19 protein-coding genes are annotated in these 16,746 nt (G+C 35.2%); 1 reads left to right on the top strand and 18 read right to left on the bottom strand.

All coding sequences use genetic code 11. The features are described from left to right. Positions 1 to 12: 12 nt before the first annotated feature. From HHL20_RS10635 to HHL20_RS10680, 10 genes are all read right to left on the bottom strand, one after another. Positions 13 to 552, bottom strand: coding sequence for a hypothetical protein (locus HHL20_RS10635; RefSeq protein WP_169231196.1), 540 nt, complete (start codon positions 550 to 552; stop codon positions 13 to 15). Between the two features lie 150 nt (positions 553 to 702). After that, entirely contained in the window at positions 703 to 1,383 is a 681-nt protein-coding gene (locus tag HHL20_RS10640; RefSeq protein WP_169231197.1) for a DUF1361 domain-containing protein, read from the bottom strand. An 84-nt stretch (positions 1,384 to 1,467) separates the two neighbouring features. Further along, on the bottom strand, positions 1,468 to 2,844 hold the full coding sequence (locus tag HHL20_RS10645) for a DUF4153 domain-containing protein (protein ID WP_169231198.1): 1,377 nt from the start codon (positions 2,842 to 2,844) through the stop codon (positions 1,468 to 1,470). A 9-nt stretch (positions 2,845 to 2,853) separates the two neighbouring features. Then, on the bottom strand, positions 2,854 to 3,339 hold the full coding sequence (locus HHL20_RS10650) for a Coq4 family protein (protein WP_169231199.1): 486 nt from the start codon (positions 3,337 to 3,339) through the stop codon (positions 2,854 to 2,856). A 327-nt stretch (positions 3,340 to 3,666) separates the two neighbouring features. Then, the gene (locus HHL20_RS10655) at positions 3,667 to 4,041 is read right to left on the bottom strand and encodes a hypothetical protein (protein WP_169231200.1); all 375 of its coding nucleotides are present in this window, start codon (positions 4,039 to 4,041) and stop codon (positions 3,667 to 3,669) included. A gap of 7 nt (positions 4,042 to 4,048) precedes the next feature. Then, positions 4,049 to 4,339, bottom strand: a complete 291-nt coding sequence (locus tag HHL20_RS10660) for a hypothetical protein (RefSeq protein ID WP_169231201.1) — start codon at positions 4,337 to 4,339, stop codon at positions 4,049 to 4,051. A 66-nt stretch (positions 4,340 to 4,405) separates the two neighbouring features. Continuing rightward, the gene (locus HHL20_RS10665; protein WP_169231202.1) at positions 4,406 to 4,696 is read right to left on the bottom strand and encodes a winged helix-turn-helix domain-containing protein; all 291 of its coding nucleotides are present in this window, start codon (positions 4,694 to 4,696) and stop codon (positions 4,406 to 4,408) included. A 4-nt stretch (positions 4,697 to 4,700) separates the two neighbouring features. Beyond that, positions 4,701 to 5,318 carry a hypothetical protein gene (locus HHL20_RS10670; protein WP_169231203.1) on the bottom strand — a complete coding sequence of 206 codons (618 nt, stop codon included), beginning with the start codon at positions 5,316 to 5,318 and terminating at the stop codon, positions 4,701 to 4,703. A gap of 1 nt (position 5,319) precedes the next feature. Then, positions 5,320 to 5,937, bottom strand: a complete 618-nt coding sequence (locus HHL20_RS10675) for a hypothetical protein (protein ID WP_169231204.1) — start codon at positions 5,935 to 5,937, stop codon at positions 5,320 to 5,322. 110 nt (positions 5,938 to 6,047) lie between these two features. After that, the gene (locus HHL20_RS10680; protein ID WP_169231205.1) at positions 6,048 to 6,812 is read right to left on the bottom strand and encodes an enoyl-CoA hydratase/isomerase family protein; all 765 of its coding nucleotides are present in this window, start codon (positions 6,810 to 6,812) and stop codon (positions 6,048 to 6,050) included. Positions 6,813 to 7,407: 595 nt separating this feature from the next. Here HHL20_RS10680 and HHL20_RS10685 point away from each other — a divergent pair. Then, the gene (locus tag HHL20_RS10685) at positions 7,408 to 8,235 is read left to right on the top strand and encodes a T9SS type A sorting domain-containing protein (protein WP_169231206.1); all 828 of its coding nucleotides are present in this window, start codon (positions 7,408 to 7,410) and stop codon (positions 8,233 to 8,235) included. Positions 8,236 to 8,346: 111 nt separating this feature from the next. Here HHL20_RS10685 and HHL20_RS10690 read toward each other — a convergent pair whose 3' ends face one another. The 8 genes from HHL20_RS10690 to pcaF all read right to left on the bottom strand — a co-directional run bounded on the left by HHL20_RS10690 (position 8,347) and on the right by pcaF (position 16,709). After that, the gene (locus HHL20_RS10690; RefSeq protein WP_169231207.1) at positions 8,347 to 9,030 is read right to left on the bottom strand and encodes an SMUG2 DNA glycosylase family protein; all 684 of its coding nucleotides are present in this window, start codon (positions 9,028 to 9,030) and stop codon (positions 8,347 to 8,349) included. Positions 9,031 to 9,035: 5 nt separating this feature from the next. Next, on the bottom strand, positions 9,036 to 9,482 hold the full coding sequence (locus HHL20_RS10695; RefSeq protein ID WP_169231208.1) for an XAC2610-related protein: 447 nt from the start codon (positions 9,480 to 9,482) through the stop codon (positions 9,036 to 9,038). 326 nt (positions 9,483 to 9,808) lie between these two features. After that, a complete protein-coding gene (gene paaZ / locus HHL20_RS10700) occupies positions 9,809 to 12,304 on the bottom strand; it encodes a phenylacetic acid degradation bifunctional protein PaaZ (RefSeq protein ID WP_169231209.1) in 2,496 nt (831 codons plus the stop codon). A gap of 89 nt (positions 12,305 to 12,393) precedes the next feature. Further along, positions 12,394 to 13,182 carry a hypothetical protein gene (locus tag HHL20_RS10705; protein WP_169231210.1) on the bottom strand — a complete coding sequence of 263 codons (789 nt, stop codon included), beginning with the start codon at positions 13,180 to 13,182 and terminating at the stop codon, positions 12,394 to 12,396. A gap of 13 nt (positions 13,183 to 13,195) precedes the next feature. After that, positions 13,196 to 14,017 (bottom strand): alpha/beta hydrolase, encoded by an 822-nt coding sequence (locus HHL20_RS10710; RefSeq protein ID WP_169231211.1) that lies wholly within the window; start codon positions 14,015 to 14,017, stop codon positions 13,196 to 13,198. A gap of 82 nt (positions 14,018 to 14,099) precedes the next feature. Continuing rightward, positions 14,100 to 14,678 carry a transposase gene (locus HHL20_RS10715; protein WP_169231212.1) on the bottom strand — a complete coding sequence of 193 codons (579 nt, stop codon included), beginning with the start codon at positions 14,676 to 14,678 and terminating at the stop codon, positions 14,100 to 14,102. A 93-nt stretch (positions 14,679 to 14,771) separates the two neighbouring features. Continuing rightward, positions 14,772 to 15,365, bottom strand: coding sequence for an acyltransferase (locus HHL20_RS10720; protein ID WP_169231213.1), 594 nt, complete (start codon positions 15,363 to 15,365; stop codon positions 14,772 to 14,774). Positions 15,366 to 15,503: 138 nt separating this feature from the next. Beyond that, positions 15,504 to 16,709 (bottom strand): 3-oxoadipyl-CoA thiolase, encoded by a 1,206-nt coding sequence (gene pcaF / locus HHL20_RS10725; RefSeq protein ID WP_169231214.1) that lies wholly within the window; start codon positions 16,707 to 16,709, stop codon positions 15,504 to 15,506. Positions 16,710 to 16,746: the final 37 nt, after the last annotated feature.

A 16,746-nucleotide genomic window follows, 5' to 3' on the forward strand; every position in this document is an offset into this window, starting at 1 on the left:
CAAATCGTTGAATCATTCTATACTCACGGTGAAGCTTCCTTTTGTATTTCCTGAAGCCATATTGCTTTTCCCGATAATGAGCCATACTTCGCCTTTTTCTTTCAGGTCGTAGGTAAGATCCCTCCCAAAAGGCCCATCATAATCGCCATTGGGTAATTTTATCTGGTTGAATCGAATATTAAAGTCCTTTTCTTTTGTTGAAATTTTAGCTTTTATTTCAGGATTTTTAAAATCGGTTATTTTAAGCACCAGTTCTTCATTTTCATTGGTAAATTCTTCACCTAAAGTTATTGGCAAATGCTCACCATCAACCATTCTTATAATCTGTCCATTTTTTACTTCGCGCATCACCCCTGTACGCAGAACCTCTTTCGTTTTCGGTGCATTATTGATGATAGAATCTTTCATCCTTACGTCAGCAGAATCTGTTTTTTCTAAGGTAGTGGGTTGTTGCACTGCTGCCAATGAATCAGTATTCTGCGTTTCCGTAACAGAGGATTCTTTTTTACATGATATGATAAGAAGAGGGATAAGCAAAAATAATTTTTTCATAATACCTATTTTGAAATTGTAACGCCTGTTGGCCTTTTTTAAAGTTTATTGAGAAGCGAAAATTGTTCCATTATACTATTTTTGATGGTCTCTTTCTTTGAATGGACGAAAACCTCACAGGTTTTTGAAACCTGTGAGGTTTACCTGTTACTAACTTTCGGTTAAAACGGCTTCTTTGTTAAGATTTTTTACAGACTTCATCATGAAATACATAAAATTGAGCATCACTCCCATAAAGACGGTTACACCCCAAGTTTTTGTATAATCCATCGGATAGGCAATTCTTACCAGAATATCGTTAAAAAGACCAAAAGGATTACTTATCACATCCCAGCTGTTCCACCGCAGAAATCTGCCCAAATAAACTCCAAAGCTGGCAATGAATAAAAATGAAGCTGTAATAATGCTAATGACTGATTTTTTAAAATAATGTGACAGTAATTTCTCAAGGTCCAGCAAACTCACAAATCCACAAAACAAGCCGGTCCACGCATATGAAAGAATCACAACCAAATCGTACCATATCGGTATAGCAGTTCTGTGCTTCAGATGAAAAAGATCAGTAAGAATGTACGGTGAATTTGGAAAAAATAAAATCCACACCGTTATTGCAATGACAAGAGACCGCTTACTTCTGGTTTTAAAAATCATTAAAAGGCTACTGATAACGAAGGGAATCCATGCCAGAAATAAATTCCAGTTGAGAAACAGAAACACTTTCGTTTCGCTTATATAATATCTGAATACCGAAAGACTGAAGCAAAACAATGTCATCGAAATCAACAAAAGAGTTATTTCAAATCTTCCGCTTTCTTTTAATTTTCTAAACATTTTAAATTGATTATAATTAAAGTTTTTATAGACAATTAAACCTCACAGGTTTTTGAAACCTGTGAGGTTTGAAAAACGATAAACTTATTTCAAATTCTGATAATACAGAACTTTAGAAAGAAACTTTTCATTTTGCTGAAATTTCACTCTTTCCAATTCCAGAACCTCAGATTTTAGCTGGTAATCCCGGTTTTCTTCAGCATATTTCAGCAGCTGCTTTTCACTGAAGTTGATTTCTTTTACGTGATATGCTGCATCGAAATCATTGCGTTTCATATTTTCGGAAGTGATGATCCCGCCCCAGCTGACGTAGCTGCAAACCAGAATTACCCCGTAAACATACCAAGCCATCGTGTTGAAAAGAAAAATATTTCTTTTTTGTTTCTGAATCTTAATAAATGTGATGATCAATCCTATTAACGCTAAAATCAAAAATGCATACACGCCGAGCCTTTTATAGGTAAAACCATAATTCATCATATATTCTGAGTTTTTAACCATAGCTGAAATAACAAGAACGGCATTCAGTAAAATCCAGACTTTAGCAAGTGCTTTCAGAAGTCCCACCTTCGGATCAAAATTAAAATTGGATTTAAAGTAAAACATGATGACCACAATCGACATAATAATGGACATGATCACCGCATTTACTCTTTCGTGCGTTTCTTCAGAAAGCTTTACAGGAGTTTTCACCTGCTCATAAAACTGTTCATAATTGTAGGTAGCGATAAAAAATATCAGCAAAATATTCAAAGCAAATAAAGAAATAATACCACTCATCCTTTCCGCATCCAGGTCAAGGAAAGAATAGGTTGCTTTTTGAATTTTATCTTTTTCTCCAAAGTTGTTATCCAAAAGCCTGTTGCTTTTATAAATAAATCTTTCAACCGCAAAATTCCAGTAATTGAAGGCAATAAAAAATCCTAAAACAATCATGGCAAAAAGCTGCCAGAAATTAAGATCAAGTTCAATATTCGTGAATAAATTAGCAAAATGATCGCTTCCTGCAGAATAAATTCCAAAGAAAACAGAGATCAAAATTAAAGGAATTATTACAAAAGCCAGCGCTTTCTGCCAGAGACCGGAAACGTTTCTTTTGGGAAGCCAGGCATCAAAATTTAAAATCCTGAAAAACTCTGTAAAACAGTTGGTCACAAATACCGGAATAAGCAAAAGAATTTTCATCCTGCGGTTTCTGGAACGAAATCCTAGGAGCAAAAGCGAAGATGCCACAGCCAAAAAAGAGGGAAAATCTCCATACCAGGCGAAAGCAATGCTCGAAAGAATGCTTGTTACAAACAGAAAAACAAATATTCCGGTTCTGTTTCTTCCTGGAGTTCTGAAGAAAGTGAGTATGGCATAGATAATTCCGATAATTCCGAGATTAAGGCCAACATTCTGGTCATAGAATACAATAACAAAAAGCAGTGTCGTGAGAAATATATAGTGATGTGTTTTCATAGTGTAGTTTTAGTATAGTACAGTAGTGTTTTTCTGCTGAATAAAATCTTTCAGGTGCTCAAAATTTTGCCAAAGCAGCGCTTCGAAATCCCATTGGTGAAAAGGCCGCATGCTTTGTCCTTTTTTATAAGCTTTGATGTAAATTTTATAATATTCGGGTAAAATGATGCTTCCTAAAACAATAGCCGCTAAAAGATGAGCATTCAGTTTTCCGTTTCCCAGAAGCAGGAACTGCATGGCGATTTCGTCCTCGAAATTGGTTCCGCAACCTGTAATAAGATGATGAACATCGTGGTTTTCCATTTTCGGGATCATAGTGAAGCCGTGTCTTTTATAAAACTCACCCAGCTTTCTGCCTAGAGAATCTTCCTGAAACTCTAGTAATTGTTTTTCGGTAAACTGCCACTGCCTTTTCTTTTTCTTAAAATAGGTTCTGTAGAGCTTCTGGGTTTTGTTGTAGACGAACAGAAGAAATTGTACGCGTATTTTTTTCATAGTTATGGGTTTAAAAAATTTGTGGAAACCAGTTGAATTCCTATAAAAATATAGATGATTGCTATTGGAACATTAATTAACATAATTGCTGAAGACTTCAGACATGCATCAAGTTTGCTGTTATAAATAATGCCATACGTAATGAGAATAAATATTGCTGAAAGATTAATTAAAAATGCCCACTGAAGCAACAGGAATCCACTATTTACAAAGAAATCATTTTGAGTAAAAATATAGCCGAATAGGCAAATGTTTCCTGATAAAAGTGAAGTCCAAAACAGAGTTTTTCCGACGGTTATGATTGTTTTTTCGCTCATATTGTTCAATTCAATCTACTTTTAAATAATAATGATTCATATCTGCGTTCAAAATAATTTTTGGTTTTTCAAAAAGTTTATTCGAAAAATAAGTGTTATATAATGCTGGTTCTCCATAACTTATATAATGCAATATAATTGTGGAAACAAGCCCATTACTTACCTCAAACCGTCCTTTCCCATAAAATTCACTTTCAAAATGTCCATCACGAAATAAAATTAAAGTATCAGATTCATGAGGAGTCTCAACACAACAGATAGGATTTTCGTAATTATAATTGGCATACCTTCCGTAAAGTTCTTTTTCTTTTAAAGGAAAATTTATATTTAAAATGATAATTACAAAGATTCCCAAAACTGCAACTGATATTATTCGCTTTATCATTTATCAATTAGCTACCCGCGAACGGAGTCCCGAAAATTCCCACAGCCAGCTCAATCCACACCAACGCCAACAGCAATAAAATAAGGAAGCAGATGATCAGCTTAGTAAGCAATGGCTTTTTTGACCGGATAACCAGATTGATAAAGAATGCAGTTCCGAAGAGTAAAATTGCGGCAATGCCAAAATCCGAAGGCGACCAGTTCCAGCCTTCTACAAAGAGATTTGCGAAAAAAGCGGTGACCATTAATAAAGTGGGTACACCGAAAATGATTGTTGTTTTTTGTTTTTCTAAAGTCATGATATATTATTTTAATTTTTAAAAGTACTTTGTATTTCAAAGTTAAATAGTAAAAAAAATTTAAGCTTATTTTCCTAATAATTTTTCCAAAGCATTGATATGCTCGGTAAACGCTTCTCTCCCACTTTGTGTAACACGATAAGAAGTTTTCGGTTTCTTTCCTACAAATTCTTTTTTTACTTCAATGTAACCGGATTTTTCAAGGGCATTGCTGTGGCTCGCCATATTTCCATCTGTTATTTCAAGCAGGCTTTTCATTTCAGAGAAATCAACCCAGTCGTTGACCATAAGAACAGACATAATGCCCAATCTTACCCGACTTTCAAATTCTTTATTGAGTTGATTTATATTTATCATTTTTTTAATTTTGTTTTGAGAAACATTGTCTGCCAATTGCTCCTCCTCCGTATTCTAAAGCCAGCTTATAATTTACAAGGATATAGGTACATCCATCATTAAACAAACTCCTGTCAGTTTCATTTTTTTGAAAAACATTAAAAGAGTACATTCCCATACCGTATCTCTTAAATCCTATTTTAATAGGCTCACCATCCTCAATTGAGATACAATTGGCTTCATCAAGTCGATTCTTTAATTCATCTACCTGATCTTCACTCCAGTTTAAATCTTTTTTAAACTCCTGCTGATAAAGGCTTTTAACATTAATATCCCAACCCTGATAGCTCTTCTTAGCTGTATCAGAAGGGACAATTACTAATCTCTCAAGGATTTTGTCATTCTTAAATTCAATCGCCACATTTTTATCTTTAGGCTTTATCTGATTAAAATACTTAATAAGATCATCAATTTCTTTTTCCTTGTCATTATATTCAGTTTTAAGTTCATCTATAGAGTAATCTCTTTCAAAAATTCCCCCAAATACAGAGGCAATTGAGATAACCATATATAGAAAACAAATCATTAGAAGCCCCATAATAGTGGTAAAACCAATTAAAATATACTTAAAAACTGGTGACATTTTATTTATACTTTCTATGCATTATCAACCCATACACAACATGCAGAGCCCCGAAACCAATCGCCCAGAAAAGCAGTCCCCACCCTAAAAAGAATAAGGAAATCAATCCTAAAATAATCTGGCAATATCCTAAATATTTTATATCTGTCAAGGTATATCTTTCCGCACTTACCAACGCAAGACCATAAAAGATAAGTGTTGCCGGAGCAATAAATACAAAAAGATGATGATAGAGAAGTCCCAGACAAAAGAAACCTCCCGTGACCAAAGGAATAGCGAAGGTAACCAAAAGTCTTCTTGTTGTAGCATCCCAGATCTTTAATCCTTTTCTTTTACTTTTGTTGGCCGTAAAAATATATCCGCTGAAAAGCGCAACTATCAGAATTGCAATCCCGATGGTTACCAGTTCTTTCACCAGAGAGGGTCCGAAAACATTTCGCTTCCCATCAAAATAATCAATCCCTTCTCTCTGAAATACAAAATAAACATACACGGCTCCGGCAATTGCAGCCAATCCTGCAACAACTCCGGACAAACCGCTCAAAGAAATAAACCGTGAAGAACGCTCCATCATGGTGCGAATATGTGATAAGTCTTCGTGATAGTTTTTCGATTCCATAAAAAGAACTTTGAATTACAAAGTTATAATTTATTTTTAATCTTACAAATGTTTTTTGAAAAAAATAAAAACCGCTGGATATCCAACGGTTGATACTGTATTAAATTGAATTATTTCGCTCTCAATCTTTCCTTAATCGCTCCGATATTTTTCTTTGCGGAATCTTCCAGGATCAGGCTGGCGCTCATATGAATTCTTGCAGGCATCAGTTCGTTAAAATGATCGGTGCCTTCCCACGAAACTTTTTTGATCAATGCTAAAGCATCACTGCTTCTGGATGCTAGTGTCTCAAGGAACTTTTCCAGCTCCGAATCCATTTCTTCAATGGTTTCTGAAACGGAATGATAAATATTGTGCTGTTCCGCCCATTCTGCCGATCTGAAATCCGCATCGATAGCCATTGCCGAAAATTGCGACTTGCCGATTTTTCTTTCCACGTAAGGTCCGATTACGAAAGGCCCAATTCCCAGATTTATTTCTGTTAAAGCCAAGGCAGCATCTTTTACGGCAAAACAATAATCTGCTCCGCAGGCAATACCTACTCCCCCACCTGTTGTTTTTCCCTGAACTCTTACGACTACAATTTTACCGCAGTTTCTCATCGCATTGAGAACCTTGGCAAAACCTCCGAAAAACTTCGTTGATTTTTCAAGTTCTTCAATTTCCAGCAGTTCATCAAAGCTTGCTCCGGCACAGAACGCCTTAGTGCCCTCACTTTTGATGAGAATTGCTTTCACCTCAACTTTTGCACCTTCATCAAGAATGGTTTGTGCCAGTTTTTCAAGGATTACTCCCGGAAGAGAATTGCTTTTCGGGGTTCCGAAAGTGATTTCGGCAATATTGTTTTTAAGTTCTGATATTACGAATTCGTTCATTTTTTAATTTAAATTGAATAAAAGCAAAAATACTAAATACAAAGTGTTTTAAGAAAATAAACTTGACTAAAAGTCTATAGACGCCTTATTAATCAAACACTTTAATTTAATTATCATCTTATATATTTATTGATATATAATCATCAAAATAAAGATGCAAATATATATGTACCACATTATATAAATTAATAAATAATTTATTTATTTTTGCCGAAAATTTAATACTTTTCTATTATCCGTATAAATACGTAATGCGTAATTTAGTATTTTTCACTCTATAATAGAATATGTGATTGTTGTTACTTTGAACTCAAAATAATGTACAATATTTAAATAAAGGCGGAACCGAAAAACCTGAACAGAGTAGGAATTTGAACTAAAAATTAATAATCATAGATAAACAATTCATGAGAATAGTAAAATCACACGGATTCAATTTCCCAATATCGTGATATACAATGGATTATCAAATGCAAGTGCTGTAATTCCAATACGGATTAATAGAACTTTATTGTCAGAATCTGCTTAACGATAATACCCACTTTATTATAATCATTTACCATTTAAATACATTATCAACCTTAAATTTAAAATTATGAAAAGTACTTTACTTTCTACCCTTTGTGGTCTTTTTGTTTCAATGCTTACATTTGGACAAACCAGTACAGAACAATTTGAGACAGAATCTAACGGCAGCTCAAGCTTCACGGATAACGGAGTGATCTTTAATATTCTGTCTGTAGTAAATTCTTATAAGGTATCTGCAGCAAGTCCAAGTGCAGGATGGAACGGAACTTCTGTCGACAACAGGTTCATTGATAATTCCGGAACGGGAAACCAGTCTGCAGGAACATCATTCAGTATTAAAACGACTTCAAACCTTTTTAAAGTAAACAGATTCTGGGTTTCTGCAGCAGCTGCAAATGGCACATTGGGTGTAGCCGGTACTATTACTGTTACAGGAAAATTGTCTGGAGTAACGAAATTTACACAGACTAAAACCACTGGTTTTAACGGAACAACGGCTGTTACCAATGGTTATACTTTAATTGACATGACCAATCTTAACGGCCAAAATTACAGTAATATTGTCATCGACCAGCTGCAAATTACTGCGGGAGGAAACTTCCAATATCTTAAATTTGATGCCTTTACATGGGTGAAAGATGCTGGAATTGTTTTGGCGGCGAACGATGTGAAAGCTACTAAAAAAGAGAATAATGTTTACCCAAATCCAACAACCGGTCCTCTTACAATTAAAACTACAGAAAATACAAAATTTGAAGTATACAGCGAATCCGGACAAATTGTAAAAACAATCGAAGCTAAAAAAGGATTAAATGAAGCAGATATCACTGAATTACCAAAAGGTGTATACATGGTGAAATCTTCATCAGAGGTTTACAAAATTATCAAACAATAAGAACTTATCATCAAACAACTAATAACCAAAACCTATCTGATAAATAAACTTATTGTGTGACGATTCTAATGCATAAGTGTGATAAAAATTCCCCGAAGTTTTCGGGGAATTTTATTTTTTTAAGGCTAAAATATATTTATCAATATAGAGTTGTTTATCCTTAGATTTATACTGCTGAATATACCTCGGATGCTCCAGAACGGTCATTTTATCAAAAAGGCATGCTTCCTGATTGAGCTTAGTAATAAAATCTGCATTTTTCTTTCCCATTATAAAAACTTCGGACGTATCTAGGTTAAGGCTGATGTGTTTTTTTAAAGAATCGATCATAAAATCTTTTACATCATTGAATAATGCTTTGTCGTCATAATAATTCGCATTGATCCAGCTTCCTTTCGACTTTCTGACAATGGCCAGCGGAAAAGGTGAATTGATATATACTTCTCTGTAAAATTCTTCCGCTCCACCATATTCTGCAATCATATCATACACAAATACCGATGAAACTTCATGGGTATACGCTGAGGTCATTGAAATCCCACAGACACTTTCCAGGCGTTTGGTATCGGTAAAGGGCACTCCGGTAACTCCGGCTCCATGGCGGCTGGGATTTATTCCTATCAAAAATTTCCGTTTATTAGAATCGTTATAATATTTGTGATAAAACTTTTCCATCACAACCAACGTTTCAGGATTGTTTAAATAAGGGTTTAAAACCTGAAAATCACCGGGAAGACTACCTTCATATTTCAGATTCAGGTTAAAACTTACAACTTGTTCGGCGAAGGTGTTCATTATTTCTAATACTCTAAAGGTTTATATCTTCTGAAAGTTTTATAAAAGTCATCATCATTTCCGGTAAATTTCCTTTTTTCAATCACTCTGAATTTTCCTGAAGAATCTTTTTCTTCTACTACAATTGTATCTGATACATCAACTCTCGCAAACTCATCCAAAGAATCACTTTTAATTTTGAGAAAACTTGTTATCGTAGATCCTGTAAGAATCAAAGAATTTATACATTTTAAATCTGAATTATAGCTCAGGTTCGGATAATGATCTGAATTTTTAATATAGATAAATTCCTTGCTTTTAGGATCATAAATAAATAATTTCCGGATCGTATTTCCACCTCTTCCTGCTATTCCGCTTTGATACATGAGATCTTTAAAACCGTCGCCATTGAAATCTGAAATTTCAGCATTTATTCCTGTAAGACCATCTTTATCGAAATAAAACTTTTGCATAGATTTCCAAGTTTTTCCTACATTCTTCTGTTTTTTATAGTTCCAAATACTGTCTTGCCTATAAAAATTCAGAACTACAATATTATCTTCTCTTTTATCATTTCGGAAGTTTTCAACAGCAATTTTCGTTATTCCTTTCTCTCCTATATTTAAACTATCTATAAACTTTTCGCTAGAAAAATATACATCAGAACTCTTTTCTTTTTCTTTTAAACAAGAATTAAAAATAATATAAATAAATGATGCTAAAAAAATAGGTCTTAAAAGTTTCATAGTAAAAAATCCCTTCCAGGACAATGACTGAAAGGGATTATAAATTTATTAAATTAAATCAATCCAAACTGCTCAAAATGATGTGTAAAATGTTTTCTGTGCATCAGTTCCCACATTTCCTTATTCAGTTTACCGAATACGAAATTCATATGCTCTGCCTGTGGATTTTCTTTATAATAGATTATGAATCTTTTAAGATTATCCATAAATGACTGCTTGGCAATTTCAAGGTTTTTATGTCTCAACTCCAAAAGTTTTTCATCTTCCGCCAAAAACGGAGCAGGGAAATCTTTCGGCATCTTTCGGTGATTATAAAGGGAATCCTGCCATTTTTCCAGCTGCTCCTCAGGAGTAAAACATTTATCTGCTTCAGGTTCGCCGAGACTTACCAAAACACCATGCTCTAAATGTTCTATCATTTGCTGAGGAGACATTTTACCCCAATCTGGCTGAGTAGATTCTGTTAAACCATTCAGTGCTTTTTGAATATTTTTCAGATTCAGATCAATAAACGGAGACTGTTTCGCAACCAACGTTAAAATTGTCGCTACACAGACGATCTCATCTCTCTGATTTACCACCTCAACCAGCCATTTTACCACTCCGGAAGGAATATTTCTCCCTTTTACGCCTCGGTTAATTTTTTCTTTGGCCGTTAAATATACCGTAATCGTATCACCTGCGTACACAGGTTTAAAGAATGAACAGTTTTCCAGTCCGTAATTGGCGATAACCGGTCCTTTTTTACCTGAAACAAACAATCCTGCCGCTGCAGAAAGGATAAAGTATCCGTGGGCAACCGTTTTATCAAAAATAGTTCCCGTTAGGCTTGTAGCATCAGTGTGCGCATAAAAATGATCCCAAGAAACATTAGAGAAGTTAACAATATCTGCATCTGTCACAGTTCTTCCCGCCGTTTCCAGAGAATCTCCCACTTCTACTTCTTCAAAATATTTCCGGAACGGATGCTTGTCCGAATATTTTTTCTCAGCACCTTGCTGATATACTTTTGTAATTGCCGTCAGAATATCCGGTGAACCCTGAATGGCTGTTTTCTGAAGGAAGAAATGAAGACCGTTGAGTCCACCCATTTCCTCACCTCCTCCTGCTCTTCCGGGACCGCCATGCATCAATGTAGGAAGCGGTGATCCGTGACCGGTGCTTTCTTTTGCATTATCTCTGTTCAGCACAAAAATCCTTCCGTGGTGTGAGGCCATTTTCCATGATGTTTCTGCCACAAACTGATCGTCATAAGAAACAATAGATCCCACCAAACTTCCTTTTCCTCTTTTTGCAAGTGCTGCAGCTTCTTCCGCATCTTTGTAAGGCATCAGGGTAGAGACAGGTCCAAAAGCTTCCACATCATGAGAGATGTTTTTCTCGAAAGGTCTGTCATTTAGGAATAATTTCGGGCTCATAAATGCTCCGTTCTCATAATCGGCATCTACCAGTTCGTGCTGACCATCATAGATAAGCTCGGTTTCTGCTTTCAGCATGTCTATTTTTCTTAATACTTCCTCGTACTGCTGTTTTCCTACCAAAGATCCCATTCTTGTTTCCCTGCTCAGAGGATTGCCGATTTTGGTTTGGTCTAAAGCTTTCGATAAAGCCTGCTGAACGTCTCCGATAAGATGTTCCGGAACGATAATTCTACGGATAGCCGTACATTTTTGCCCGGCTTTTGTGGTCATTTCGTTACGGACTTCCTTAATGAATAAATCAAATTCCGGCGTGCCTGGTTTTGCTTCAAGTCCTAAGATGGAACAATTCAAAGAATCAGCTTCCATATTAAAACGAACGGCATTCCCGGCAACTGAAGATAAAGATTTTAATTTTCTCCCCGTGGTTGCAGAACCTGTAAACAGTACGGAATCTCCATCCTGAACATAATCCAGGATATTTCCGGGTTCACCGCAAACCAGCTGAACCGCTCCTTCAGGAAGAATTCCGCTTTCGATCATATCCTGAAAAACAGCATTCGTTAAATATGAACCGAACGGTGAAGGTTTCACAATTGACGGAACACCCGCCAATAAAGACGTTGAAAGCTTTTCCAACATTCCCCAAACCGGAAAATTGTATGCATTAATCTGAATGGAAACCCCTTCACTAGGCGTTAAAATATGGGTCCCGAGGTGCGTTCCGTTGGCCGAGATTTTCTGAGTGTCTCCATCTACCCAAAACGGGGTATTGGGAAGCATTCTTTTTGCCAATCCCGAATACGTAAAGAATGTGCCGAAACCTCCTTCAATATCTACCCACGAATCTATATGGGTCGCTCCGGTTTTGTATGATAATTCGTAATATTTTTTCTTTCTTTCTAAAAGATAAAGCGCTACTTTTTTCAGCATTTCTCCACGGTCATAGAACGTCATGGATGAAAGGTTTTTGTAGCCTATTGTTCTACCGTAATCAAGAGCCTGCTCAAAATTAAGCCCTTCCGTATCGGAAACAGCAACCTGCTCTCCCGTTACCGCATTGTACAAAGGAATTCCATTGCCGGAACCTTCGATCCATTCGCCGTAGATATAGTTTTTTAATTTTTCCATATAATAATTTAATTTAACAATGTATCAATTTAACAGTTTACCAATGATTGTTATACTGATACATTTTTAGATTGCTACATTTTTAATTTTTAGGTTCCTGATACGGAAATATTTAAACGTTGAACATATTGCCCATAAAGTGAAATTGTATTTTCTAAGTATTTTCTAGGCCTTCCCGACATTGAAACTTTAAATTTTTCTAAGTAAAGGTTCATCTTATCCACTTCATCATAAATTAAAAAAGGAAAATAACGTAAATTTAAATGAGTGATTTTACCCGATTTTAGTGGAGTTTGAATTTCGAAAACATATTCCTCAATATCTTGAAATAAATTATACTCCTGGATAAAAGCATCAATTGAATTATGAGCAACGACTCCAAAATAATCCACATCCTCTTGTAATAAAAATGCATCTATAAGTGGCTGTCCAAAAAATATTTGTTTAACCGAATCTATACTTATATCACCATAAGCTATAGCTCCTTTTATAGGAATTTCTTTTTCTATAATTTGCGAAAAGAACCAATTAACTGATTGTATAAATATTTTGAATGATTCAACTGTATTATTTTTAGAAAAAATAACTATTGAATCAGAGAAAGTAACAACTTCAAGAGGTTTTATTCCATCATTAGAAAATTCTTTGTCAATAATGTTTGGATTTAACCCATCTTTAAGATTAGAAATCTCATTCAACTTTTCAAAAATAGTCTCATGTGTATTTCTTAAAACCAAGTCTTTAAAGCCTAAAATATCAAAAAAAGCTACAAATCGTTTATTGGTTACCAACCATTCCTCAGTATCAGTATAACCTTTTATACTATTAAGTAAATCTGTATGTGCCTTGCTTAAAAAATTAAGAGTAATTGTTGCCATATTAGTTATTATGTTAATTTTTATAAGGAAATAACTTTGCCAAACCTTCATACAAACTTCTGTGAAGAATGGTTGCATGATTGTCTGTTTCCATCATTTTATATTCTAAAGTCCAGTTTTTTTTATTGGCTTTTTTCAAAACATCAAAGAAATCTTCTGCATCTTTTACCATTACAGGATGTTCTCCTTTTCCAACGGAAATGTAAATAAATTTTTTAGTATCCTTAATGTTAGATAATAATTGAGGAGCCTGTCTTAGAAGACTTTCATCATCCCACCACAAACTTGGACTGATAATAAAGTAATTATTGAACAGTTCAGGCTTTTTCAACAAAATTTCGGTTGCTAAAAGTCCGCCGAGCGATTGTCCGAACAGGTATTTATCCGTTGTTTCAAACTGACTTTCAATATAAGGTTTTAGTTCTTTTTCCAAAAAACTGATGAATTTATCGGAATGTCCCGTTGTAGGATAATCTTTTTGTAAATCTTTTAAATCGGTATGAAAAGTGAAGTCTCTTTTTCTGTCAATATTGGCAATCCCCACAACGATCGTTTCCGGCATAGAATACATCTGATTAAAGAACTGAACCAAACCGGTCACATGAATAAAATCTTCATTCATGCTTCCGTCCAAAAGATAGATAACCGGGTAAGATTTTGTTTTGTCGAAATTTTGCGGAAGATAGATATTTAAAGTTCTTTCTTCATTTAAAATTTTTGATTGTATGGTTCTGATTTCTCCGATAGTCAATGGCTTTACTTTTTCAGTCTGGGCGAAAACCAGAGATTGAAACGTAAATAAAAGACTGCAGAAAATAATTATATTATTGATCACTACTTTTCTTTGTTACTATTTTAACTTATCATTCAAACCTCATAGGTTTTTGAAACCTATGAGGTTTTGGCTCAACTTTAATTTATTCAATTTGTAGAAAATCATATTCTATATTTGATTTATGATATTCTATAAAATTATCAACTGTTTCAAAATACTGCATCATTTCAGTTCTTTCAATTTGGCTTTCTTTGGTCAAATTAATATAAGAATTATAAGATGAATATTTCCACTCGCCAATATCTTCAACAAATCCATGATTGACAGGATTATTATGGATATAGTGAAGTAATTTAATCAAATACTTTTCGTCATTCACTCTCTTCCTTTTTAAATAATCAAGAAACAAAGAACCTTTTCGGTTATATCTTTTATTATAAGCTTTTGCATACCCGTTCAATAAATTACTAAACTGCTTCATTAAATATTTATGCCCATCTTCACTAAGAACATCATCAAGATTTTTAAATCTTAACAATAAATGAAAATGATTCGGCAATAAACAGTATGCATATATTTCAGCTATCGGAATAATATATTTTATAAGCTTTTCTAAAAAATATTTATAATTCTCTTCTTCTCTGAAAATTAAATCTTTTGCATTTGCATGAGTGTAGATATGATATACATATCCACATTCAAAATTTTCTGTATTTGACATTTATTTTTCTTCATTTGTGTGTTTTGATATTCAAACCTCATAGGTTTTCGAAACCTATGAGGTTTATTTGAGGTTTATTTAAGTATAGGATAGCTATTTCACATCATCCCAAATGCTGTAATCCACAACTTTTGTTGGGATCTGCTGAACATATTCAGTAAAAGGTTCACAGGGAAGAATAGCATCTTTTCCTTCTCTTGCCAATTCCTGGTACAGCTTTGTTCCTTCTGTTTTCCATTTGATCATTTCATCAGAAACGTCACGGATAATTTTTGCGGGACTTCCAACAATTAATTTTCTTGCATCACATTTAAAATTGGCCGGAACAAAAGCCAAAGCACCGATGATACATTCATCTCCAATGACCGCTTTGTCCATCACGACAGAATTCATTCCGACCAGACAGTTTTTGCCGATATGTCCGGAGTGAATAATCGCTCCATGCCCGATGTGTGCAGACTCTTCCAGTATGGTTTCAATTCCCGGAAAAACATGGAGGGTACAGTTTTCCTGAACATTCGCACCGTCTTTGACGATAATTTTACCCCAGTCCCCACGAATCACCGCATTGGGACCAACATAAACCTCTTCGCCGATTTCCACATTTCCGATGATCACCGCCTGCGGATGAACGTAAGCGGAAGGTTTTATTATCGGACGAATTCCGTGATATGAGTAGATATTCATAAATTTTAGTTCAAAAATTTAATTTAACCATGTATCAATCTAACAGTTTACCAATAGATAATTCGACAAGTTCACTATGCACCATTACAATGGAATTGATACATTGATACATTTCTATATTGTTACATATTGAAAAAGTTATACTTTTTCAATCACCATCGCATAGCCTTGTCCGACACCGATACAAAGCGTACACAATGCATATTTCTTATCCTGCTTCTGAAGTTCCATAGCCGCAGAACCAACGATTCTCGCTCCTGAAACTCCAAGTGGATGACCAATCGCAATCGCTCCTCCGTTTGGATTCACTCTGGAATCATCATCTTTTAATCCCAAACTTCTGGTTACTGCCAAAGCCTGGGCTGCAAACGCTTCATTCAGTTCGATAATATCCATATCGTCTAATGAAAGATTTAGTCTTTTTAATAGCTTTTGAGTGGCTTCCACCGGTCCGATTCCCATAATTCTTGGCTCAACACCAGCAACAGATGATCCTAAGATTTTAGCTTTTGGTTTTAAACCATATTTTTTTACGGCTTCTTCGCTTGCCAAAATTAAAGCTGCGGCTCCGTCATTCATTCCAGAGGCATTTCCTGCCGTTACGGTTCCTTCTTTCCTGAAAGCAGGACGAAGTTTTCCTAGTCCCTCCATGGAAGACGTTGGCTTAATAAATTCGTCTTTATCAAAAATTTTCGGTTCGCCTTTTTTCTGAGGAATTTCAACTTTTACAATTTCTTCTGCCAGTCTTCCGCTTTCCTGGGCTTTTGTCGCTTTCTGCTGTGACCAAAGAGCGAATTTATCCTGATCTTCACGACTGATGTTGTGGATATCCGCTAAATTCTCTGCAGTTTCCCCCATTCCGTCAACGCCGTACATTTCTTTCATTTTCGGGTTAATGAATCTCCATCCGAAAGTGGTATCAAACATCTGGCTGTCTCTTCCGAAAGCTGTACTTGGTTTTGACATTACATAAGGAGAACGTGTCATATGCTCTACTCCGCCTGCGATATAAATTTCACCTTCTCCTGAAGCAATTGAACGGAAAGCATTTGCCACCGCAGACATTCCTGAAGCACACAATCTATTTACCGTTTCCCCTCCGATTTTGTAAGGAAGTCCGGCCAGTAAAAGCCCCATTCTGGCTACGTTTCTGTTATCTTCACCTGCCTGGTTGGCACATCCGAAAATAACGTCCTCAATTTCATCCACAGGAACTTCAGGATTTCTTGCTACAATTTCTTTAATCACAATGGCAGCCAAATCATCGGCTCTTACTTCTGAAAGTCCTCCCGACAATTTTGAGATCGGAGTTCTGATGTAATCTATAATGTATACGTTGTTCATTTTACTTAATTTGAAAATGTGTTAATTTGGAAATTTG

This window comes from Chryseobacterium cheonjiense (genome assembly GCF_012927265.1).
Taxonomy (GTDB): domain Bacteria; phylum Bacteroidota; class Bacteroidia; order Flavobacteriales; family Weeksellaceae; genus Chryseobacterium; species Chryseobacterium cheonjiense.